Below are 20,474 nucleotides of genomic sequence, written 5' to 3' on the forward strand. Positions count from 1 at the left end.
TGATTTCAAATATAGATTTATGAAACATTTACTTCCTTTTTTAGTCCTTTTAATTTCAGTTTTGAGTTGTAAAAACGATACAAAATCAGAAGTTAAAGAAGATACTGAACTCAAAGAATTATTTAGCTTAATGCAAGGATCTTTTAATTCAGAATTACAAGCACAAATCGATTCGTCTTACTATAATATTTCTCTACATATGTATCCGATTTGGGAAGACAAAGGCCACTTCCTCTATGTTGAACAAGCGTTAACTAGCACTCCTGAAAAGCCTTATCGTCAACGTATTTATGAAGTTAAAAGAGAATCTGATAGCACATTTAGTTCTGCCATCTACAAATTAGATGTGGATTCTATTTGGGTTGGCAAATGGAAAACACCAAAGGCATTTGACTCTATCAATTTAAAAAACATTGCCTTAAAAGAAGGTTGTGAAGTCATTCTTAAACGCATAAGCCCAAATCATTTTATGGGAAAAACAGGTGATAATACTTGCTCTAGTACTATGAGAGGCGCTTCATTTGCACGTAGTGAAGTAGAGATCTTAGAAGACAAAGTTATTTCTTGGGATCGCGGTTTTGATGCCAATGGAAACTATGTTTGGGGAGCTGAAAAAAGTGGCTATATTTTTAATAAAATAGACTAAACATTAAAATTGAGATCCCTCAACTTTAACTCAGCGATTTAAGAGTTTCTGCTTTAAACTTTTGGAAGAAAGACCTCTGCCATCATGCATCGTGCACTTCCACCACCACAAGTTTCAATGGTTTCTAAAGAACTAGAAATAATAGGACAATGCTTTTCTATAGCTGCAATTTGGTTTGGTGTTAAAATCTTATGTGCAGCCGCACTCATAATTAAATAATCTTGGCCATTATGCCCCTGTAATTGTAGCATGTTACCTGCAAAATGATGCATCTGTTTTTCACTAATTGAAATGATTTCTTTACCATCATTCTTAAGATGCTTTACGACATTTTTACGCTCTTTTTTATCATCAATACTATCCAAACAAATCACAGCAAAATCCTTAGCAATGCACATCATTACATTAGTATGATATATTGGCAAGCGTTTATCGTCTACAGTTTGATAGGCTGTAAAAATCACAGGACTATATTCAAAATCTTCACAGAATTCTATAAATAAATCTTCGTCTGCTCTTGGAGATAAAGCACAATACGCCTTTCTATTAACCCGATCTAATATAATGCTTCCTGTACCTTCCAAAAAGACACCTTCATGTTCAGCTGACGTATAATCAACAATGTTTTCAATCTTAAAACCTTCGTCTTCTAGTCTAATAAAAATTTCATCTCTACGCTCACGTCTTCTATTTTCTGCAAACATTGGATATTTTGCGATGTCTCCATTAGCATGAAAACTCACCCAATTATTTGGAAAAATAGAATCTGGAGTATCATTTACAACGTCATCTTCTTCAACAATGACATTAATACCAACAGCTTTCAATTTTTGCACAAAAGCATCGAACTCCTCTTGTGCTTTTGCATTGATCTCTGCATTTTTTAAATCTAAATCTTCCTGAAAATAATTATTGACAGCTGTTTGCTCGTTCATCCTAAACTTTACAGGACGAATCATTAAGATAGTATTTGTAGTTTGTTGCATTTATTTACGAATAGAATAGTAAAATGAAATGCAAAGTTATTATTTTTTTATATCAAAACAGCTATAAAATTAGGCCTGATTTTCTAACCATTCCAAAGCCTCTTCCCGATTCTTGAACATCTTTATATTCCAACCGTTATCGCGATTCATATTAATTAAAATATCGGTAGCTAATTTAGAAACATAAGCGTGCGTCACAACAGCCAAGGTTTTCATAATATCTTTATTGACAATAGATTTTTGTGCTTCAAAAGTATAAGTGTAAGAATACTTTTTGTTAATTAATAAAGACATTGGGATTTCTAATTTTTCAGTAAGAAAAGCATGGTATTGTTCTACCATTTTCATATCCATCACTACACCTTCATCTATAATAACCTCAGCAAGATTAGCTTTAAGTATGGCTATACTACCAAAGCTAAGTTTATATGTTTTCATGTTAATAAATATAAGTAATTTTAGCTAAATTTCTAGACTATGAAAAAACTATTAGTACTAGCCTTGTTACTAGTGGCTTGTGACAACAATACCGAAAAACAAATTACTAAAAACAAGACTATTGAAATCGATTTTACCACTATTTTCGAAAAAAGTGAAGGTTTTGAAACTGCAACTTACCAAGAAACCATAAAATACTACGATGATTTAGCTAACCGCTATCCTGAAGTTTCAATTCGGGAAATTGGCTCTACTGATTCTGGAAAACCACTTCATATAGTCACTTTAAATATGAAAGGTTCTGGTGATCATTTTGAAACCCTTCGACAAACCAACAGAATAGTATTGATTAATAATGGTATTCATCCTGGTGAATCGGATGGTATTGATGCTACCATGATGCTTTATAGAGATTTGGTTCAAGGGAAAATTGTGCCCCCAGAAAATACGGTTTTAGTAACTATACCCATCTATAATGTAGGTGGTAGTTTGAATAGAAACACAACAACACGAACCAATCAAAATGGCCCAAAAGCATACGGTTTTAGAGGCAATGCAAGAAACTATGATTTAAATCGAGATTTCATAAAAGCCGATACCAAAAACGCCAAAACTTTTACTCAAATTTTTCATTTGGTACAGCCTGATGTCTTTATTGATAACCATGTAAGTAATGGAGCAGATTATCAATACACCTTGACACATTTATTTACACAACACAATAAACTAGGGGGACCTATGGGTGAATTTATACATACCGAAATGATGCCAACTTTAGAACAAAAACTAGAAGCAAAATCTTGGTCTATTACCCCTTATGTTAATGTATTTAATCGCACACCAGATGCTGGATTTACACAATTTTTAGATACTCCAAGATATTCTACAGGATATACAACCTTGTTTAATACGCTTGGTATGATGGTTGAAACACACATGCTAAAACCATACAAACAACGTGTGGAAGGCACTTACGAACTTATGAAAAGTATTATTGAGATTACCGAAGAGCAAGGAGAAAAAATCACAGAACTCAGAAAAGCACAGGCCAAATTATGGGCCGCAGGCGACACCTACCCATTAACTTGGGCTGTTGACACAAGCTTAACCTCAACTCTAAAATTTAAGGGTTACGAAGGAGAAATGATTCCAAGTGAATTTACAGGAGCCAAACGCCTAAAATACGATCGTTCAAAACCATTTACAAAAGACGTATCCTATCAAAATTATTTTAAAGCAACGGATTCTATCACAATTCCGAAAGCCTATATTATTCCTCAAGGATGGCACAATGTCATTGATTTATTAAAGTTAAATGCCGTAGAATTCACACAATTAAAAAACGACACAATCTTATCCGTTGAAGCCTATAAAATTGGAAGCTACGAAACCCGTACAACTCCCTACGAAGGCCATTATACACATTACAACACAAACGTCAATACTTCAATTCGCAAAGTAAGTTTTAGAAAAGGAGATTATTTAATTCCGACCCATCAAACAGCAATTCGCTATTTATTAGAAACACTAGAACCGTCTGCCCCAGATTCATTTTTTAACTGGAATTTCTTTGATACAATCTTACAACAAAAAGAAGGATTTTCTCCATATGTATGGGAAGATAAAGCGAAACAACTTTTAGATGACAACCCAAAACTTCAAATGGAATACAATGTAAAAATTAGTTACGATGAAGATTTTGCTAATAATTCGTATAAACAATTGGATTGGCTACATAAACAGAGTAAACATTACGAGAAGGCCCACTTACAGTATCCTGTTTATAGACTAAAATAAGATTATGATTTATGTAATTTCAACCATGAAACTCGTTTTAACTTGTGAACATGGCGGAAATGACATTCCTGATAATTATAATAAACAATTCAATAATAAAGCCGTTTTAAAGACGCATCGTGCTTATGATTTGGGTGCACTAGATGTATTTCAATATTTAAAACCTTTGTCTAATGCTTCGTTTTATAGTACAACAAGTCGCTTACTGGTAGAACTCAATCGTTCTTTATTTAGTAAGTCTTTGTTTTCAGAATTTAGTAAAAATTTATCTAAAAATCAAAAATCAGAAATTCTACAAAAATATTATATACCTCATAGAACTGACGTTGAATACAAAATAGCGAAAAAACTTCAAGTTAAAAACATCTAGAGTTACATATAAAAAATTGCAATCTTATATCTCTGAACTATTAAATATAACTAAACCAATATTCTAATATTAGCATAACTATTCTCCAAAGCTTTTTGAGAGGCTTCGGCATCTAACCACTCGACCTTAGTAATACCTTCGTTTTCTTGAGGAAACAATTCCCCTTCAAAATCTGTTTTCATTTCAAACCAATAGGTTACTTTGATGCGATGCTTACCATTGCGTTTAAAAATATGATATGTAGTTGGTAACGGCTTTATGATTTTTAACCCTTGTACTCCCGTCTCCTCTTCAACTTCACGTATAGCCGTTTCTTCAATCGTTTCTTTACGTTCGGCTTTTCCTTTAGGTAAGTCCCACTTATCGTTTCTAAAAATGAAAAGAATTTCATTTTTAGAGTTATAAGCCTTTCCTCCACCCGCAACAACATTAGGCAGAAGCTTTAAAAACTTTTTAAGCAATTTGTCTTCATTCTTATGAATTAAGTGTACTGCTTTTAAATCTGTATTGTTTAAGGTTTTAATAACCTTTCCAATATTTACCGACTTTAACAGAAAAGATTTAAAATCAGTTTCCTTTGTCGTTTCAGTCGTTAAAATAATAGGTTTATCGCCTACATAAATAGTGTACATCGTTTGGATCTGTTTCAGCATTCCTTTTGTAAAAATATTATTTTTTATGACAAAGTATTTGAAATGAAATTTATTTTCGATTAAAATTTTCTAAACTTTAAAATTCATTATTTTTGTATCATGATTTTTAACAAAGATACTGCCAAAAAAACAGCAGAAGTTTTACTGCAAATTAATGCAATAAAGTTGCAACCAAACGACCCTTTCACTTGGGCTTCTGGATGGAAATCGCCCATTTATTGCGATAATCGAATTGTATTATCATTTCCAACCATTAGAAATTATATTAGGGAATCTATTGCCCGAAATATAGAATCACTATATGGAAAACCAGATGTTATTGCTGGTGTGGCTACAGGAGCCATTGGTATTGGAGCTTTAGTAGCCGACTACTTAAACATTCCTTTTGTTTATGTAAGACCTGAAGCCAAAAAGCATGGTCGCCAGAACCAAATTGAAGGCTATATAGAAAAAGGACAAACAGTGGTTGTCGTTGAAGATCTAATTAGTACTGGAATGAGCAGTCTCAATGCAGTAAAAGCACTTAACGACGCTGAAGTTAACGTTAAAGGTATGGTTGCTATTTTCTCTTATGGTTTTGATATTGCCGCTGAGAATTTTAAAAAGGCTAATGTAGAGTTACACACCCTTGGTAATTACGACAACTTGTTAGAACAAGCCGTAGACACGTTTTACATCACCAAAGAACAACAAGACATTTTAGCACAGTGGAATGCCAATCCTAGTGAATGGAACGCTAATTGATAGCCTATTAAGGTGACATTGTTAAGTTGAATAACAACTAAGCAATACCACAACAAACACATTAATAAAAAATACAATGAAATTAGAATCACCAAAAGTAACCTTAGATAAATCGGCAGAAGAAACCTTTAGATTTCTTTCTGATGTTAAAAATTTTGAACGTTTAATGCCTGAAAACATTAGTAAATTTGAAGTTTTAGAAAACGATAAATTTCTATTTGCATTAAAAGGAATGCCCGAAATTATACTAAAGAAAAAAGAGGCCCTTCCAAACAGTAAAATCGTTTTAGGCGCGGCAGGCGGAAAATTAGATTTTGCTTTAATTGCCGATATTACAGAACTTGAACCAAACAAAACGGCTGTTAAATTAAATTTTGAAGGTGAATTTAATGCCATGATGGGTATGATGATTAAAGGCCCTATTAGCAAATTCATTGAAACCTTAGTGACTAATATGAAAACCAACGTTTAAGGACATTTAAAAGCAATCCTCCTTAATACAACAACTTAATTTCTTTAAGGTCGAAGCTTTTAATTATATCATCCTCTGTCCAGACTTGTAATTGGCCATTTTCAGAAACACCTTGAATAATTCCAGAAAAGCTATCTTCTTTTGATGTCAAAAAAGTGGATGGCTTATTTTTTCTAAACAAGAGACTTTCGTACTCCGATTTAATCAAAAGATGTTCTTTAGCTTCTAACAATTCAAAATAAATTTGTAATTGATTTAAAACTTCAGAAAGGACTTCGTCTTTATTAAAAATAACGCCAGTTAATAAACTCATTGAAGAAGCCTGAGGCAGATTATTAAAAAATTTCTGATTGACATTAAGACCAAATCCTATTATAGAACCTTGTAGATTATTGTTTTTTATGACATTTTCTATTAAAATCCCACACAATTTAGTGTCTGCTGACAAAATGTCGTTAGGCCATTTAATATGTAATTGCGGTATTTTAAAGACTCTTAAAGCCTTAATAATAGCAAGGGCAACAGTCATACTAATATAGAATTGTTCACTAACATTAAACAAGGGCAACCTCTTAAACACACTCACTGTAAGGTTTTTACCATTTTGCGCGTTCCATTTTGCGCCCATTTGCCCTCTTCCTTTAGTCTGAAATTCGGCAACGACAACAGTATAATCTTTAGGCAATGCTACGGTTGACATATCTTTTAGATACGTATTTGTAGAGTCAATGGCATTAAGTTTGATTATGTACATTTAATAGGCAAATTTATTTTATGGTTTTCTTATGACAATATGCGCATACAAGAACTAAAAAAATAATAACTTTGCACAAAATTAATACAATTTAATGACGAAAGATAAAATCCCTACAGACCAACTCATTACAACTATTATTGGAGGTATTGAAGAAGTAAAAGGAAAAGAGATAACAATTTTAGATTTACGAGACATAGAAAATACTGTTTGTGATTATTTTATTATCTGCGAAGGATCTTCAAATACGCAGGTAAATGCAATAGTCGGTTCCATACAAAAACAAGTTAGCAAAGCCCTTAAAGACAAACCTTGGCATGTTGAAGGTACAGATAATGCTGAATGGGTTTTAATGGATTATGTTAATGTTGTTGTGCATGTGTTTCAAAAACATATCAGAGAGTATTACAATATTGAAGAGCTTTGGGGCGATGCTAAAATAACCCAAATAGAAACGAGTTACTAAAACGAGAAACGCTACGAATGGCTAAAGACAATAAAAATTTAAACAAAAAACCAAAACTAAATCCGTATTGGATTTACGGAATTATCATTGCTATATTTCTATCTATCCAGATTTTTTCTGGAGGATTTGGGGATTCCACAGGTACTCAAACCACTCCAGCACAATTCTTAAATTATTTAAGTCAAGGTGAGGTTTCTAAAGTTGAAATCGTTAATAAAAGAGAAGCTAGAGTTTACTTAACTAAAGAAGCAAAAGAGCAGGCACCACATAAAAAAACAAATTCTAAATCTATCATTCCCTCTGTAACACCGGTACCAAACTATAAGTTTGAATTTGGTGATCTTCAGAACTTTGAAAAAGAAGTGAATGATATTATTAAAGCGAATAACTTAAACACTGAATTAGTTTATGAAACCGAGCATAATGTTTGGGGAGATTTTATTTTAACATTATTACCATTTGTGCTAATTATTGGTGTATGGATTTTTATAATGCGTCGTATGTCTGGTGGCGGTGGCGGAGGAGCTGGAGGACAGATTTTCAATATTGGAAAATCTAAAGCAAAACTCTTCGATGAAAAAATAGACACTAAAACATCATTTAAAGATGTTGCAGGTTTAGAAGGAGCTAAAGAAGAAGTACAAGAAATTGTAGATTTCTTGAAATTCCCTGAAAAATACACCGCTTTAGGTGGAAAAATCCCAAAAGGTGCATTATTAGTAGGACCTCCAGGAACAGGTAAAACCTTATTAGCAAAAGCTGTTGCGGGCGAAGCAAAAGTACCTTTCTTTTCACTATCTGGTTCAGATTTTGTTGAAATGTTTGTTGGAGTTGGAGCCTCAAGAGTAAGAGATTTATTTAAACAAGCTAAAGAAAAATCTCCATCTATCATCTTTATTGATGAAATTGATGCGATTGGTAGAGCTAGAGGTAAAAATAATATGTCTGGTTCTAATGACGAACGCGAGAACACTTTAAACCAACTCTTAACAGAAATGGATGGTTTTGGCACAAATACAAATGTTATTGTATTAGCTGCAACAAACCGAGCTGATGTTTTAGATAGCGCATTAATGAGAGCTGGTCGTTTTGACCGTCAGATTTATGTTGATCTTCCAGATGTTAGAGAACGTAAAGAAATTTTTGAAGTGCATTTACGTCCACTTAAAAAAGAAGAAACTTTAGATATTGATTTCTTAGCTAAACAAACCCCTGGTTTTTCTGGTGCAGATATTGCTAATGTTTGTAATGAAGCCGCTTTAATTGCTGCACGAAAAGGAAAGAAAGCCGTAAACAAACAAGATTTCTTAGATGCTGTAGATAGAATCATTGGAGGTTTAGAGAAGAAAAACAAAATTATAACTCCTGCAGAAAAACGAGCTGTTGCCTTCCACGAAGCTGGTCACGCTACTGTAAGTTGGATGCTAGAGCATGCTGCGCCGTTAGTAAAAGTAACTATCGTTCCTAGAGGACGTTCTTTAGGTGCTGCTTGGTATTTACCAGAAGAGCGCTTAATTGTTCACCCAGAACAAATGTTAGACGAAATGTGTGCCGCATTAGGTGGTAGAGCCGCAGAAAAAGTTATTTTCGATAAGATTTCTACTGGTGCTTTAAGTGACTTAGAAAAGGTAACGAAACAAGCTAGAGCTATGGTTACCGTTTATGGTCTTAGCGACAAAGTAGGAAACTTAACGTATTATGATTCTTCTGGACAATCAGAATATGGCTTCACCAAACCTTATAGTGAAAAAACAGCAGAACTTATAGATAGAGAAATTTCTGATATTATAGAAGAGCAATATCAACGTGCTATCGATTTATTAGAAAAAAATAAAGATAAACTTACAGAATTAGCAGAAGTACTTCTAGATAAAGAAGTTATTTTTAAAGATAATCTCGAAAAAATATTTGGCAAACGTGCTTTTGAAAAACCTGTAGTTAATAACGAAGAAGAAGAATAAATCTTACATTAGATACAATCATATAAAAAACTTAAATTGACCTTATGTTAATTTAAGTTTTTTTATATTTGGAAATCACGGAAATGTAGTATTAATAGCAACTTATAGAATGAGCTTTTTTAGTAAATTCTTCAGAAAAAAGTCAGAACCGACTGAAGAACACATACCGAATCAAGAGCGTGGCAAATATATGCCAGAAGTTAAGCTACCTGTTGATGAACGCTTTACCATCAACTTCAAAGGTAACGGTGGTAAATTTTTATATTGTGAAAATATTGAAGAAGTAAAGGAGAGCTTTAATGCTATTCTAGGTGAAAACAATTGGCATGATGATAAAGTTTTTCTAATTGATCAGCGATTGACCGAATTATTCAAAGATTTCAACCTAAACAGCACAACAAAACTCTCAGAAAGTGCTTATTTCTTATCCACTTGTGAGTATTTAATCTCTGATGATGGTTCTTTATTAATTTCATCGAACCAGATTGCTGAAAAAAAATTGATAGAATTACCAGATCACTTTATAATTTATGCTACTACAAGTCAATTTGTAGAAACAATAGGTGAAGGTCTAAAAGGTATTAAAGCTAAAAGTAAAACTAAGATACCTACAAATATCACTACTATTAAACATTTTAAAACAGCTGACGATAAAGACTTTTTAACCTACGGAAGTAGTTCTAAAAACCTATACCTACTTCTATTAGAAGATCTATAATGAAAGAATTAGCAATAAGAGCCATTTCTGGTGCTATCTATGTTTTACTTCTTATAGGTTCACTCTATTCACAAGTTGCATCTGTTATTTTAATAGGCCTATTTGGTATTATTTGCTTAACTGAACTGTCTCGTCTTATAAAACTGAAATCGTTTATACAATACGTTATTTTCCTTGTTTTATATGGCGCATTCTGGTACTTGAGTGTTTATAATTCTACAAGTTTAATAAGTGACGAAGCCATTCAAATCTTATTAGTAATTACCATATTTGTTAATCTTATTTTAATTAAGGACTTATTTACATCGAAACGAATACCGCTATTTGAATCCAAACGCTACATTGTGGCCGCGTTTTATTTAGCCAGTGGTTTTGTGTTTATGTTACTCATTGCCAATTACCATAATAAATTTTCACCACTATTATTATTAGGAGGCTTCATACTCATTTGGGTAAATGATAGTGCTGCATACATTGTTGGTAAGAATTTTGGAAAACAAAAATTGTTCCCAAGTATATCACCAAAAAAAACAGTAGAAGGTTTTCTAGGAGGTTTATTTTTCGCCTGTATTTCAAGTTATTTTATTGCCTTATATACCGAAACACTAACCTTTACACCATGGTTAATTTTAGCCATAATTGTTAGCGTCTTTGGTACGTTTGGGGATTTAATTGAATCTAAATTTAAACGCCAAGCAAGCGTAAAAGATAGTGGTGTAATAATGCCAGGACATGGAGGTCTTTTAGATAGACTAGATAGTATTATCTTTGCATCACCATTTATATATTTATTTTTAAGGATTATACACTTTTAAGAAGTTTAGCTATGTTTCATAAAGAAGGTCATAAAATTATATTCATCACTCTAGTTGTAGTTGTGGGTTCATTTTTTTTAATTGATGAATTTATTACTAATGAGTGGTTGCGAAAAGGACTAATGCTAGCTGTTTTAGTGTTCTTCATTTTAATTCTACAATTTTTTAGAAATCCTAAACGCCATACACATTCAAATACTAAACAAGCCTTATCTCCTGTTGATGGGAAAGTCGTAGTCATTGAAGAGGTTGATGAAACTGAAGTTTTTAAAGACCGAAGAATTCAAGTTTCTGTGTTCATGTCTCCTATTAATGTTCATGTGACCCGTTATCCCATTTCAGGTAACATCACCTATAGTAAATACCATCCAGGTAAATATTTAGTAGCATGGCACCCAAAGTCTAGTGAAGAAAATGAACGTACCACTGTAGTGGTTGAAAATGAAAATTTTGGCAAAGTATTATACCGTCAAATCGCTGGTGCATTAGCTAGACGAATTGTTAATTATGCTAAAATTAATACAAGCGTAGAACAAGGAAGCGATTCTGGATTTATTAAATTTGGGTCACGTGTTGATTTATTCTTACCTTTAGATGCTGAAATTAAAGTTGAACTTAACCAAAAAGTTCGTGGTGGTGAAAGCATCATTGCTCAAATAAAATAATGACTTCTAAAGAATTAGATATAAAATTTAAAGACGCTGTAGATCTTGTAAACGATCATACTGAACCGTTTCCGGCGGATTTTCTATTACGTCTATATGCCTATTTCAAAAAAGCAACAAATAATTATGATCAGCCGAGTAGCCGTAAACCCATAATTAATGCGTTTAAGGCCAATGCCTTATTTCAAGTAAAAGATATTTCTAAGGATGAAGCTAAACAAGCGTATATTAATCTTGTTAGCAATTACTTTTTGTATCGGAAGTGAATATAAAAGACGTAAAACTGCTGCACTATTAGAAATAAAAACAAAGCTTTAGGTGGTTAATGAAATAACCACCTAAAGCTTTCTTACATTTAATCCAGTCTTATTTTATCTTTATTTTTGTCTTGACTCTTACTTTAATTTAAATCAATAAAAAAAATTAGTCTCTAATCAAAGGCATCGTAGAGCAACGCAATAAGCCTTCTTGCTTCGCTATCTCAGTATAAGCCACTTCTTCTACTGTAAATCCTTTTTCACGTAACCAGGTGTTTAATCTTGTAAAGTTCTTTTCAGAAACAACAACGTCTTCAGAAATTGAAAACACGTTACTATTCATATTATACATCTCTTCTTTTGTTATTTCGAATACATTATCCTTACCAAAGAAATTCAACAACCATTCATATTCCCTTTCAATTAAGAAACCATTTTTATGAAGTATGGCCTTATCTTTTCCTATTGGTTGAAAGCAACAATCTAAATGCAATGCATTCTCTTTAGGATCTGTATTAGATTTACGCAATTCAAAAGCTTTAACCGTTTTATGTGGAAATAATTCCTGAATGGCAATAACGGCATCCATATTTGTTCTTGCTGTTATATAATCTGAATAATCATCACCAGAGTAAGTACCAATAAAAATATAATCGTTCCATGGCATTACATCACCTCCTTCTACGTGGCATTCTTCTGGAAGTACAATAATATTCTCCTCCCCTATTTTATCTAGCACATGTTGAATTGCTGTGTACTCACGTTCGCGATTGGGTAAAATATTGGCTTTAATCAATTTATCTTCAATTACAAATGCAATATCTCTAGAGAATATTTGATTATAGTCCTTAATTATTTTTGGTCTATAAACCGTAATATCATAATTTTCAAACACCTTAGCAACAGCTTCCATTTCATTCACCATATCGCTTTCTTTAGGATAGGTCCCTGCTTTTATATGCTGAATAGATTTAGGGTCGTAGGCCTCATCTATTGAAGGAATAGCTCCAATGCTTTCTGCGGTTCCAAGAACCACAGCTCTTAACCGTGATGTTTCGTTTTGTACGTTTAATTTCATATGCCTCAAAATAGAAAAAGCTCCATAATATGTATGAAGCTTTTATAACTATATTATTTTAAATTATCTTTTATCAATAGTCTTAAATGGTCTATATGTTTCACCAATATATAATTGTCTTGGACGACCGATTGGCTCGTTATTTCGTCTCATTTCTTTCCATTGTGCTATCCAGCCAGGTAAACGTCCTAATGCAAACATTACAGTAAACATCTCTACAGGAATTCCCATAGCTCTATAAATAATACCAGAATAGAAATCTACGTTTGGATACAATTTTCTATCAACAAAATATGGATCTTCTAAAGCTTCTTTTTCTAGAGCTTTTGCGATATCTAAAATAGGATCTTTAATTCCTAAATCTGATAATACTTCATCAGCGGCAACTTTAATAATCTTAGCTCTTGGATCAAAGTTTTTATATACACGGTGTCCAAAGCCCATTAAACGGAAAGGGTCATTTTTATCCTTAGCTTTAGCCATATATTTCTTGGTATCACCACCATCTGCTTTTATGGCTTCTAACATTTCTAAAACGGCCTGGTTAGCACCTCCATGTAATGGTCCCCAAAGTGCAGAAATACCTGAAGCTAATGATACAAAAAGCCCTGCATGTGACGATCCTGTAATTCTTACCGTTGATGTAGAACAATTTTGCTCATGATCTGCGTGTAAGATTAAAAGTTTATCTAAAGCATTTACAAGAATTGGATTTTGTTTGTATTCGCTATTTGGACTCTTAAACATCATTTTCAAGATATTCTCAACATAGCTTAATTTATCATCACCATATTCTAATGGTAAACCTTGTTTTTTACGCATGGTCCAAGCAACAATAACAGGGAATTTACCCAAAATCGTCACTATTGAATTATACATCGCTTCTTCAGATGCCACATTTACAGAAGATGGATAAAATGCCGTAAGTGCACTTGTTAATGAAGACAAGACACCCATTGGGTGTGCCGATTTAGGAAAAGCATCTAATATTTTTTTAAGGTCATCATCGACAACAGAATGCGACTTTATATCTGCATGAAACTTATCTAATTGTTCTTTATTTGGTAATTCACCGAATATAAGGAGATACACTACTTCTAAAAAATCTGCTTTCTCAGCTAATTCTTCAATAGAATATCCTCTATATCTTAAAATGCCTTTTTCGCCATCTAGAAATGTAATAGCACTTTCACAACTTCCTGTATTTTTATAGCCCGGATCTAAGGTAATGACACCACCTGTTGTACCTCTTAAACTTTTAATATCTATAGCGACTTCCTTTTCTGTTCCTGTTATAATAGGAAACTCGTACTTTTCGCCATTAATTTCTAATGTAGCTTTATCTGACATATTTTCTTTTCGGATTTTAATGAATTATAAGGATTGTAAATTTACGAAATATCAAACGATTTAGAAAGGAGATTTATAATGGTTTTAACAATTTGAAAACGTTAAAAAAAAAGGACAACCTATTAGAATCTTGAAAGATAAAAAATGGTGCTATTTTTGTCCTTATTTACATCTATGAAACGTTATATATTCCTCGCTTTTTTTTCACTGTTTGGTTGGCATTTTAGCAATGCACAGATTGTAAATGTAGAATCTTTACGACGTGTTTCTGACACCTCTAAATGGTCGGGATCTGCAAGTTTAGATATTGGACTCATAAAAAACACGCAGTCCATCTTTAAAATCACCAACAATTTAAGACTTCAATACAATACAGAAAAGAACCTCTATCTTTTTATTAATGATTTAAAGCTTGAACAAATTGAAGACAATTCTTTTGTCAATAAAGGCATTCAGCATTTTAGATATAATAGGAAAATCACAGAACGTTTAAAGCTTGAAATCTTTGCTCAAAGTCAGTATGATGCTATTTCGGATATTAAATTCAGAGGATTATTAGGTGCTGGACCACGGTTTAAGTTGTCTAAAAGTAAAGATTACAGGTTTTATTTAGGAACATTATTAATGTTTGAACATGAAGAAGCATCAGATAAAACTATTGACATCCTAAGAGATTTTAGAGGAAGCACCTATTTTTCTTTCAGTTTATATCCCGTAGACAATATTTCTTTAGTAAGTACGACCTATTACCAGCCGTTATTAAAAAAATTCTCAGATTATAGAATTTCTAATCAAACGTCTCTTGGTATTAAAGTCTTAAAAAATCTACTTTTTAAAACGGCGTTCACCTATAATTTTGATGCCAATCCTATTATTGGTATTCCGAAAACACAATATGAGTTAACAAATGGTATTGTTTATACCTTTGATTGAAAAAAGATATAAGAGCGTTTTGCTGTTAGATCTAAAAGTCAAGACTCCATTGTAACTAACTGATGTAATGATGGTACAAATAGAACTAAGATAATTGTGAATAAAAACTAATTTCGGTTTAAAAGATCCCTAAACTGATAAAAGAAACGCTCTATTAATCTCAAATCTTCGGTAATAATTTCTGCACTACCTCGCATTTCTTGTTTGAATTCTATTTCCTTATTATAAGATGTTATCATTTTTTCTGGTAGCGAAACATCAATAAAATACAAACCTTCTTTATCAGGAATTAGAGATATGTTTTCTACTTTTCCGTTTAACACTCCAAACTCAGTATCTGGATAGTTTTCTAATTTTATATTTACGTTTTGTCCGACTTTAATTTTACCTGAATTTTGTGCTGGTGTCTTTAGCTTTGCAATGTATGCCGTATTCTCAATTGGAATGATAGTAAACACCAAATCTCCTTGATTAACGGTTTGATTGATATTCCAATAATTTAAGAAAGATACTTTACCATTAATATTTGAACTTAATACATATTGAAATTCCCAGTCTTTAACCGCTTTTTTTAGTTGATTAAACGATTGAATTACATTTTTCAACAATGTCATTTCCTCTTTAACACGATTGATTTCTGTTCCTTTTGAAGTCATGTTCGCATTACTGATACCTTCTCTAATTTGAGAAATAGACGCTTCAAAATTTTTGTAATTACGTTCGGCTTGTGCGTATTGCAATTGCTTGTTTTCGTATTCTTGCGCTGAAATCACCCCTTTTTCAAATAAGGTGGTTTGCCGGTTTAGGTCTTTTAAGTTGAATTCCAGTTCAGTTTTGTTGATGTCGCGTTGAGATTTTAAACTTTGTAATCGTCTTTTGAGTTCTGAAATTGAATACCGATTTGCTAAAGCTTCATTAGAAAATGGTTCTAATTCTTTATTTAATTTGTATTGAATGTAGCTGTTCTCAAACAAGGCAAATTGAGATTCTATATCTCCTAAAAATAATATTGGCAAACTGTCTATTGGAAAGTGAAACGCTTTACTATTCACAGTAATAGTATCGATTACAGATTTTAACTTAAACACATCTTCATAATTAGCTGTATTCTCTAGTATCGCTAAAGGTTGGTTCTCATTTACACTTTCATTATCTGTAACTAAAATAATATTCAGTTTACCAGTAATTTTTGCATACTCTTTTTGAGGTGGCACTTGTGTAGTTACCAAAGCTTCGGACACAATAATATCTGGATATTTTACAAACCAAGAAATGCCTAACAGCATCAGAATTAAAAATAGAAACAATACATTTCCCCAACGTATCATCCAATGTGGTACTCTGGTGAGTATTTCTTGTACTTCTTCGCTTCTTAGTTGTATGTTGTCTAGTTTGTTTTCCATTTATTTCATTGTATTCAATCAAAAAACACCCCCTAAAGTCCCCTCAAGGGGACAATTGTACGATTAAAATTTATTTTTATATTAAACTTTATAAATGCAATAATGCTTATTTTGAGCTTACATTAATTTGTAATCATCAAAAAAAATATTTTGTTTTTAACCTATTCACTAAAGGGACATTTTAAAAAAATCTTTTAGATTTTTTTCCGCAACAGTGAGACTGTCCCTTTGAGGATTAGAGAGAAACAAAATAGTTTTTGTTTTGAAGCTACCGAGCGTAGCTCTTAGGGGTGTTTTAAAAAATTTGAATGTCTAGTTCCCCAATTCTAACTGATTCTTTACCAAATGAAAGTAATTCCCTTTCTGCTTCACCAAAGCCTCATGATTCCCAACTTCTACAATTTTTCCTTTATCTAAAACCACAATTTGGTGTGCATTTTTTACCGTACTTAAGCGATGTGCTATAACAACAACTGTTTTATTTTCAAAAAATGTATTTAGTTTTTCCATTATCACTTTTTCATTATTGGCATCTAAAGCCGATGTAGCTTCATCAAAGAATAAGAAATTTGGGTTTTTATAAACTGCCCTAGCGATTAATAGCCTTTGTTTTTGTCCTGTGCTGACACCAACACCTTCCATACCAATTTTTGTATTATAGGTTAATGGCAAAGATTCTATAAACTCTTTAATATTAGCAACATCTACAGCATGTGCTAATTTTTGTTTATTGACATAATCTTCGCCAACTGCAATATTATTGGCTATAGTATCATTAAAAATATAGCCTTCTTGCATGACGACTCCACATTGATGTCTCCATGTTTTTTGAGATACATTTTGTAAATCGTGGTTACCGATTTTTATCTGTCCGCTGTTTGGGTCATAAAATTTAAGCAGTAGTTTCATTAAGGTGGTTTTTCCACTGCCACTGACACCAACAATAGCCGTTACTTTATTAGATGGAATGGTTAAATCTAAATCCTCTAAAACCATTTGTTCTGAACCTATATACCGAAAAGACACTTTAGATAATTCTAAATTAACATCTAAAGGAATGTCTGTAATTTTCTCAGCATCTTGTTGTTCTTCGTCTTCTTTATTGTGTATTTCTGCTAAACGCTCTAAAGATATTTTGGCATCTTGTACTTCTCTTATAAAATTAATGAGCTGTGCAATTGGCGAGTTGAGTTGCCCAACAATATAACTTATGGCTAACATCATACCCAAAGTAATATCACCATCTATAACCAGTTTTGCAGATAAGACTGTGATTAAAATATTTTTAACTTCATTGATAAAGCCAGAACCGACACTTTGGTATTGCTCTAGTGCCAAACCTTCAATAGAAACTCTAAATAAACGCGCTTGCACAAACTCCCAAGACCAACGTTTTTGTTTTTCTGCGTTGTGCAATTTTATTTCTTGCATTCCATTAATAAGCTCTATGACTTTACTTTGTTCTTGGCTGACTTCTGAAAAACGTTTATAATCTAAATCTCTTCGCTTTTTAAGAAAAATGATAATCCATAAAAAATATAAGAAGCTGCCTAATAGAAATATCCCAAATAGCATTAAATTATAATAAGCCAATACAAAACTAAAGACCAATAAATTAACCATAGAAAACAGCACATTAAGCGACGATGTTGTTAATATCTGCTCTATACGTTTATGGTCGTTGATACGTTGCAGAATATCTCCTGTCATACGCGTATCAAAAAAGGCAATAGGCAAATTCATTAGCTTAATAAAGAAATCTGAAACCAAGGAAATATTTATCCGTGTACTTAGATGTAGCAAAATCCAACTTCTAATCACCTCTATAGCTGTTCTGCCAATAAACAAGGCTAATTGTGCAAAAAGGATTAAGTATATAAAATGGATGTCTTGGTTTTTAATACCAACGTCTACAACACTTTGGGTTAAAAACGGAAAAATAAGTTGTAGTAAACTGGCTGAGATTAAGCCTATAACTAGTTGCCATAAGAAGCGTTTGTATTTGAATAAATATTTTGAAAGAAAACTGAAACCAAATTCTTGTTTGTCTTTATCAAAATCTGATTTGTAGAATTTTGCGGTTGGCTCTAAGAGTAAAGCAATGCCTTCTTCTGTTTGGTCTGTGGCGTTGTTGCCTATCCAATGTTTAAGGAATTCTTGTTTGTTGTACTTGAGTAAGCCGTGTGCTGGGTCTGAGATGTAAAATGTCCTATTCCCATCTTCCGTCTTCCCTAAGAGAAGAAACTTGTAACGTGTTCCATTTGAAATCTTGTATAAAACCGCATAGTGGTTTTTATTCCAATGTAAAATACATGGCAATGGTGCTTCTGATAAACTCTCTAGTTTTAATTTTACACCTAAACTTCTAAATCCAATTTTTTCTGATGCATCGCTTAAACCTAAAAGACTGCTGCCTGCTCTTGTGGTTTCGCTAACCTCTCTCAATTTCTGTATAGAAATAGCCTTTTTATAGTGCTTGGCAATTATTTTAAGGCAGGTTGGGCCGCAGTCTTTGGCGTCTTTTTGTTTGTAATGAGGGAAATTATTAGTTATCAATGAAATAAGAATTTAAGACTAGATTTACCAATACTTGTGGTTTTTAATATTCTGTAATTTTGATAAAAACTGAGGCTCTTGTGGATGATAAAATGCTTGGTCTATTAAATTCATATCTTTATCTATTAAGATATATCTTGGGATGGATTTCATTTCAATAAATTTCATGAATTCCTTAGTGTCACTATCTGTTTCATCTATCCAATAAGAAAGAGATTGCTCTAATTCTTTAGTCTTAGTTTTCCATTTCTGTTTATCCTTCTCTTTATCTACACTTATGCTAATTACCTTTATGTTTTTCGGTAACCCCATCTTATTCATAGTTTTAACTCCTTGAATACACGGTGCACACCATGTAGCCCAAAAATCTATGAGAAAATATTGGGTCGGGCTTTGTTTAGTAATTTGTGAAAAACTTAATTGTTTATTTTTCGTATCCGAAAAATTTAATTCTGCTAATTTTTTTTTGAAATTTTCATTGTCTAATGGTTCAATTTCTTTTTCAATAGCTTCTTTGTTTTCTGCATACATTTTTGTTCCTCTCAACCAATTTTTAGCATTTAAAAATTTGTTGTAGCCTTTATTTTCTTCATTTCTTAAAAACGCAAATACTCCTAAAGAAACGAACTCCACATAAGATTTAGAATAATTTAATGAATCAATTTTATCAAAATCAATTGTAGTAATTCTATACTCTATATAACGATTTAGGAAGTCATATAATATACTACTAGCTATAAAATTATTTGTATTTAATTCATTTTTTAAGAAACCGTCAACTTTATCATTTAAAGAATCTATTAACTGAAGTCTATCATAATAATAAAGCTCATTCAAGTTGTATTTTAAGAATTCCTTTCTATCATTAAACTTATTTCTGTAATAAGTGTAGAGTGTATCTAATTCATTTTTATAAAATATTTTCTTTTTTTTAGATGTTAATATTTTCTTTTTTATCGCGCTATAGGTATTATTAATCGAATCTATATTTAGTTTGTGATTTTCAAACCTATATGTTCGTGAGTTATACTTTAGATTAATAATACTATCATCAGATATCAAATAATTTTGTTGGACAAATTCTCTTTTACCATTTTCTGAAGGTATCGATACAGAATAACTTACTATAAATGAATCAAAATCTCTAGATATAGTATGTGATGTTTTTTTATCATTAAATGTTAGTGGGTAACTATATAAAAAACGATCTGGCACACTTAAGAAGGCATAACCTTTGTCCGTAAAATTGATTGAAAATTTTATAGAATCACTTAGCTTTTGGTTTTCTTCGTTAGCTTTTATTTGCAATTTCTTAATTTCCTTTTTACAAGTAAGTAACGTAAAACTCATAAAAAGCAACAAGCCAATAGGCTTGTTGCATAAAAAAGCTTTTTTTAAATGGTTTATCATCT

At 32.1% G+C, this 20,474-nt stretch carries 21 protein-coding genes; 12 read left to right on the top strand and 9 right to left on the bottom strand.

Annotation, left to right across the window (positions count from 1 at the left end; translation table 11 throughout):
- Nucleotides 1-19 precede the first annotated feature (19 nt).
- Complete coding sequence (locus ACXGSQ_RS17875) at nucleotides 20-646, top strand: chromophore lyase CpcT/CpeT (protein ID WP_458627490.1); 627 nt, start codon at nucleotides 20-22, stop codon at nucleotides 644-646.
- Nucleotides 647-699: 53 nt separating this feature from the next.
- On the opposite strand, the gene ctlX is transcribed toward ACXGSQ_RS17875, so the two are convergent.
- Together ctlX and ACXGSQ_RS17885 are read right to left on the bottom strand one after the other, a co-directional pair.
- On the bottom strand, nucleotides 700-1,632 hold the full coding sequence (ctlX, locus tag ACXGSQ_RS17880; RefSeq protein ID WP_458627491.1) for a citrulline utilization hydrolase CtlX: 933 nt from the start codon (nucleotides 1,630-1,632) through the stop codon (nucleotides 700-702).
- A gap of 69 nt (nucleotides 1,633-1,701) precedes the next feature.
- Nucleotides 1,702-2,070, bottom strand: a complete 369-nt coding sequence (locus ACXGSQ_RS17885; protein WP_458627492.1) for a DUF7793 family protein — start codon at nucleotides 2,068-2,070, stop codon at nucleotides 1,702-1,704.
- A gap of 39 nt (nucleotides 2,071-2,109) precedes the next feature.
- Here ACXGSQ_RS17885 and ACXGSQ_RS17890 point away from each other — a divergent pair, with 39 nt between their 5' ends.
- Together ACXGSQ_RS17890 and ACXGSQ_RS17895 are read left to right on the top strand one after the other, a co-directional pair.
- A complete protein-coding gene (locus tag ACXGSQ_RS17890; RefSeq protein ID WP_458627493.1) occupies nucleotides 2,110-3,867 on the top strand; it encodes a M14 family metallopeptidase in 1,758 nt (585 codons plus the stop codon).
- A 4-nt stretch (nucleotides 3,868-3,871) separates the two neighbouring features.
- A complete protein-coding gene (locus ACXGSQ_RS17895; protein WP_458627494.1) occupies nucleotides 3,872-4,237 on the top strand; it encodes an N-formylglutamate amidohydrolase in 366 nt (121 codons plus the stop codon).
- A 50-nt stretch (nucleotides 4,238-4,287) separates the two neighbouring features.
- On the opposite strand, the gene ACXGSQ_RS17900 is transcribed toward ACXGSQ_RS17895, so the two are convergent.
- Nucleotides 4,288-4,869 carry an NUDIX hydrolase gene (locus ACXGSQ_RS17900; protein WP_458629380.1) on the bottom strand — a complete coding sequence of 194 codons (582 nt, stop codon included), beginning with the start codon at nucleotides 4,867-4,869 and terminating at the stop codon, nucleotides 4,288-4,290.
- 120 nt (nucleotides 4,870-4,989) lie between these two features.
- Here ACXGSQ_RS17900 and pyrE point away from each other — a divergent pair, with 120 nt between their 5' ends.
- Together pyrE and ACXGSQ_RS17910 are read left to right on the top strand one after the other, a co-directional pair.
- The gene (gene pyrE, locus ACXGSQ_RS17905) at nucleotides 4,990-5,634 is read left to right on the top strand and encodes an orotate phosphoribosyltransferase (RefSeq protein WP_458627495.1); all 645 of its coding nucleotides are present in this window, start codon (nucleotides 4,990-4,992) and stop codon (nucleotides 5,632-5,634) included.
- 76 nt (nucleotides 5,635-5,710) lie between these two features.
- Nucleotides 5,711-6,106 (top strand): SRPBCC family protein, encoded by a 396-nt coding sequence (locus ACXGSQ_RS17910; protein ID WP_458627496.1) that lies wholly within the window; start codon nucleotides 5,711-5,713, stop codon nucleotides 6,104-6,106.
- A gap of 22 nt (nucleotides 6,107-6,128) precedes the next feature.
- Here ACXGSQ_RS17910 and ACXGSQ_RS17915 read toward each other — a convergent pair whose 3' ends face one another.
- A complete protein-coding gene (locus ACXGSQ_RS17915; protein WP_458627497.1) occupies nucleotides 6,129-6,860 on the bottom strand; it encodes a biotin--[acetyl-CoA-carboxylase] ligase in 732 nt (243 codons plus the stop codon).
- 94 nt (nucleotides 6,861-6,954) lie between these two features.
- On the opposite strand from ACXGSQ_RS17915, the gene rsfS reads away from it, so the two are divergent.
- The 6 genes from rsfS (at nucleotide 6,955) to ACXGSQ_RS17945 (ending at nucleotide 11,751) form a co-directional block, all read left to right on the top strand.
- Complete coding sequence (rsfS, locus tag ACXGSQ_RS17920; protein ID WP_458627498.1) at nucleotides 6,955-7,326, top strand: ribosome silencing factor; 372 nt, start codon at nucleotides 6,955-6,957, stop codon at nucleotides 7,324-7,326.
- Between the two features lie 17 nt (nucleotides 7,327-7,343).
- A complete protein-coding gene (ftsH, locus tag ACXGSQ_RS17925) occupies nucleotides 7,344-9,287 on the top strand; it encodes an ATP-dependent zinc metalloprotease FtsH (protein ID WP_458627499.1) in 1,944 nt (647 codons plus the stop codon).
- Nucleotides 9,288-9,396: 109 nt separating this feature from the next.
- A complete protein-coding gene (locus ACXGSQ_RS17930; RefSeq protein WP_458627500.1) occupies nucleotides 9,397-10,005 on the top strand; it encodes an LUD domain-containing protein in 609 nt (202 codons plus the stop codon).
- Nucleotides 10,005-10,820, top strand: a complete 816-nt coding sequence (locus ACXGSQ_RS17935) for a phosphatidate cytidylyltransferase (RefSeq protein WP_458627501.1) — start codon at nucleotides 10,005-10,007, stop codon at nucleotides 10,818-10,820. The genes ACXGSQ_RS17930 and ACXGSQ_RS17935 overlap by 1 nt, the downstream gene beginning before the upstream one ends.
- Nucleotides 10,821-10,831: 11 nt before the next feature.
- A complete protein-coding gene (locus tag ACXGSQ_RS17940) occupies nucleotides 10,832-11,485 on the top strand; it encodes a phosphatidylserine decarboxylase family protein (protein WP_458627502.1) in 654 nt (217 codons plus the stop codon).
- A complete protein-coding gene (locus tag ACXGSQ_RS17945) occupies nucleotides 11,485-11,751 on the top strand; it encodes an acyl-CoA-binding protein (RefSeq protein ID WP_458627503.1) in 267 nt (88 codons plus the stop codon). The genes ACXGSQ_RS17940 and ACXGSQ_RS17945 overlap by 1 nt, the downstream gene beginning before the upstream one ends.
- Nucleotides 11,752-11,908: 157 nt before the next feature.
- On the opposite strand, the gene ACXGSQ_RS17950 is transcribed toward ACXGSQ_RS17945, so the two are convergent.
- On the bottom strand, nucleotides 11,909-12,820 hold the full coding sequence (locus tag ACXGSQ_RS17950; protein ID WP_458627504.1) for a dimethylarginine dimethylaminohydrolase family protein: 912 nt from the start codon (nucleotides 12,818-12,820) through the stop codon (nucleotides 11,909-11,911).
- A gap of 63 nt (nucleotides 12,821-12,883) precedes the next feature.
- Nucleotides 12,884-14,170: a citrate synthase gene (locus ACXGSQ_RS17955; protein ID WP_458627505.1), complete on the bottom strand. Its 1,287-nt coding sequence runs from the start codon at nucleotides 14,168-14,170 to the stop codon at nucleotides 12,884-12,886.
- A 174-nt stretch (nucleotides 14,171-14,344) separates the two neighbouring features.
- Between ACXGSQ_RS17955 and ACXGSQ_RS17960 the strand changes: the two genes are divergently transcribed.
- Complete coding sequence (locus tag ACXGSQ_RS17960) at nucleotides 14,345-15,103, top strand: DUF481 domain-containing protein (RefSeq protein WP_458627506.1); 759 nt, start codon at nucleotides 14,345-14,347, stop codon at nucleotides 15,101-15,103.
- 107 nt (nucleotides 15,104-15,210) lie between these two features.
- On the opposite strand, the gene ACXGSQ_RS17965 is transcribed toward ACXGSQ_RS17960, so the two are convergent.
- The 3 genes from ACXGSQ_RS17965 to ACXGSQ_RS17975 form a co-directional block, all read right to left on the bottom strand.
- Nucleotides 15,211-16,506: an HlyD family secretion protein gene (locus tag ACXGSQ_RS17965; RefSeq protein ID WP_458627507.1), complete on the bottom strand. Its 1,296-nt coding sequence runs from the start codon at nucleotides 16,504-16,506 to the stop codon at nucleotides 15,211-15,213.
- 312 nt (nucleotides 16,507-16,818) lie between these two features.
- Nucleotides 16,819-19,062, bottom strand: a complete 2,244-nt coding sequence (locus ACXGSQ_RS17970) for a peptidase domain-containing ABC transporter (protein ID WP_458627508.1) — start codon at nucleotides 19,060-19,062, stop codon at nucleotides 16,819-16,821.
- A 24-nt stretch (nucleotides 19,063-19,086) separates the two neighbouring features.
- A complete protein-coding gene (locus ACXGSQ_RS17975; RefSeq protein ID WP_458627509.1) occupies nucleotides 19,087-20,472 on the bottom strand; it encodes a TlpA family protein disulfide reductase in 1,386 nt (461 codons plus the stop codon).
- Nucleotides 20,473-20,474: the final 2 nt, after the last annotated feature.

Source organism: Winogradskyella sp. PC D3.3, from assembly GCF_054366245.1.

What these genes read in the sequence shown, in the direction of transcription:
- ACXGSQ_RS17955 (WP_458627505.1), bottom strand. Translation starts at nt 14,170, where the DNA reads ATGTCAGATAAAGCTACATTAGAAATTAATGGCGAAAAGTACGAGTTT.
- ACXGSQ_RS17950 (WP_458627504.1), bottom strand. Translation starts at nt 12,820, where the DNA reads ATGAAATTAAACGTACAAAACGAAACATCACGGTTAAGAGCTGTGGTT.
- ACXGSQ_RS17975 (WP_458627509.1), bottom strand. Translation starts at nt 20,472, where the DNA reads ATGATAAACCATTTAAAAAAAGCTTTTTTATGCAACAAGCCTATTGGC.
- ACXGSQ_RS17945 (WP_458627503.1), top strand. Translation starts at nt 11,485, where the DNA reads ATGACTTCTAAAGAATTAGATATAAAATTTAAAGACGCTGTAGATCTT.
- ACXGSQ_RS17915 (WP_458627497.1), bottom strand. Translation starts at nt 6,860, where the DNA reads ATGTACATAATCAAACTTAATGCCATTGACTCTACAAATACGTATCTA.
- ACXGSQ_RS17910 (WP_458627496.1), top strand. Translation starts at nt 5,711, where the DNA reads ATGAAATTAGAATCACCAAAAGTAACCTTAGATAAATCGGCAGAAGAA.
- ctlX (WP_458627491.1), bottom strand. Translation starts at nt 1,632, where the DNA reads ATGCAACAAACTACAAATACTATCTTAATGATTCGTCCTGTAAAGTTT.
- ACXGSQ_RS17890 (WP_458627493.1), top strand. Translation starts at nt 2,110, where the DNA reads ATGAAAAAACTATTAGTACTAGCCTTGTTACTAGTGGCTTGTGACAAC.
- ACXGSQ_RS17935 (WP_458627501.1), top strand. Translation starts at nt 10,005, where the DNA reads ATGAAAGAATTAGCAATAAGAGCCATTTCTGGTGCTATCTATGTTTTA.
- ftsH (WP_458627499.1), top strand. Translation starts at nt 7,344, where the DNA reads ATGGCTAAAGACAATAAAAATTTAAACAAAAAACCAAAACTAAATCCG.
- ACXGSQ_RS17885 (WP_458627492.1), bottom strand. Translation starts at nt 2,070, where the DNA reads ATGAAAACATATAAACTTAGCTTTGGTAGTATAGCCATACTTAAAGCT.
- ACXGSQ_RS17965 (WP_458627507.1), bottom strand. Translation starts at nt 16,506, where the DNA reads ATGGAAAACAAACTAGACAACATACAACTAAGAAGCGAAGAAGTACAA.
- ACXGSQ_RS17960 (WP_458627506.1), top strand. Translation starts at nt 14,345, where the DNA reads ATGAAACGTTATATATTCCTCGCTTTTTTTTCACTGTTTGGTTGGCAT.
- ACXGSQ_RS17875 (WP_458627490.1), top strand. Translation starts at nt 20, where the DNA reads ATGAAACATTTACTTCCTTTTTTAGTCCTTTTAATTTCAGTTTTGAGT.
- ACXGSQ_RS17900 (WP_458629380.1), bottom strand. Translation starts at nt 4,869, where the DNA reads ATGTACACTATTTATGTAGGCGATAAACCTATTATTTTAACGACTGAA.
- ACXGSQ_RS17930 (WP_458627500.1), top strand. Translation starts at nt 9,397, where the DNA reads ATGAGCTTTTTTAGTAAATTCTTCAGAAAAAAGTCAGAACCGACTGAA.
- ACXGSQ_RS17895 (WP_458627494.1), top strand. Translation starts at nt 3,872, where the DNA reads ATGATTTATGTAATTTCAACCATGAAACTCGTTTTAACTTGTGAACAT.
- pyrE (WP_458627495.1), top strand. Translation starts at nt 4,990, where the DNA reads ATGATTTTTAACAAAGATACTGCCAAAAAAACAGCAGAAGTTTTACTG.
- rsfS (WP_458627498.1), top strand. Translation starts at nt 6,955, where the DNA reads ATGACGAAAGATAAAATCCCTACAGACCAACTCATTACAACTATTATT.
- ACXGSQ_RS17940 (WP_458627502.1), top strand. Translation starts at nt 10,832, where the DNA reads ATGTTTCATAAAGAAGGTCATAAAATTATATTCATCACTCTAGTTGTA.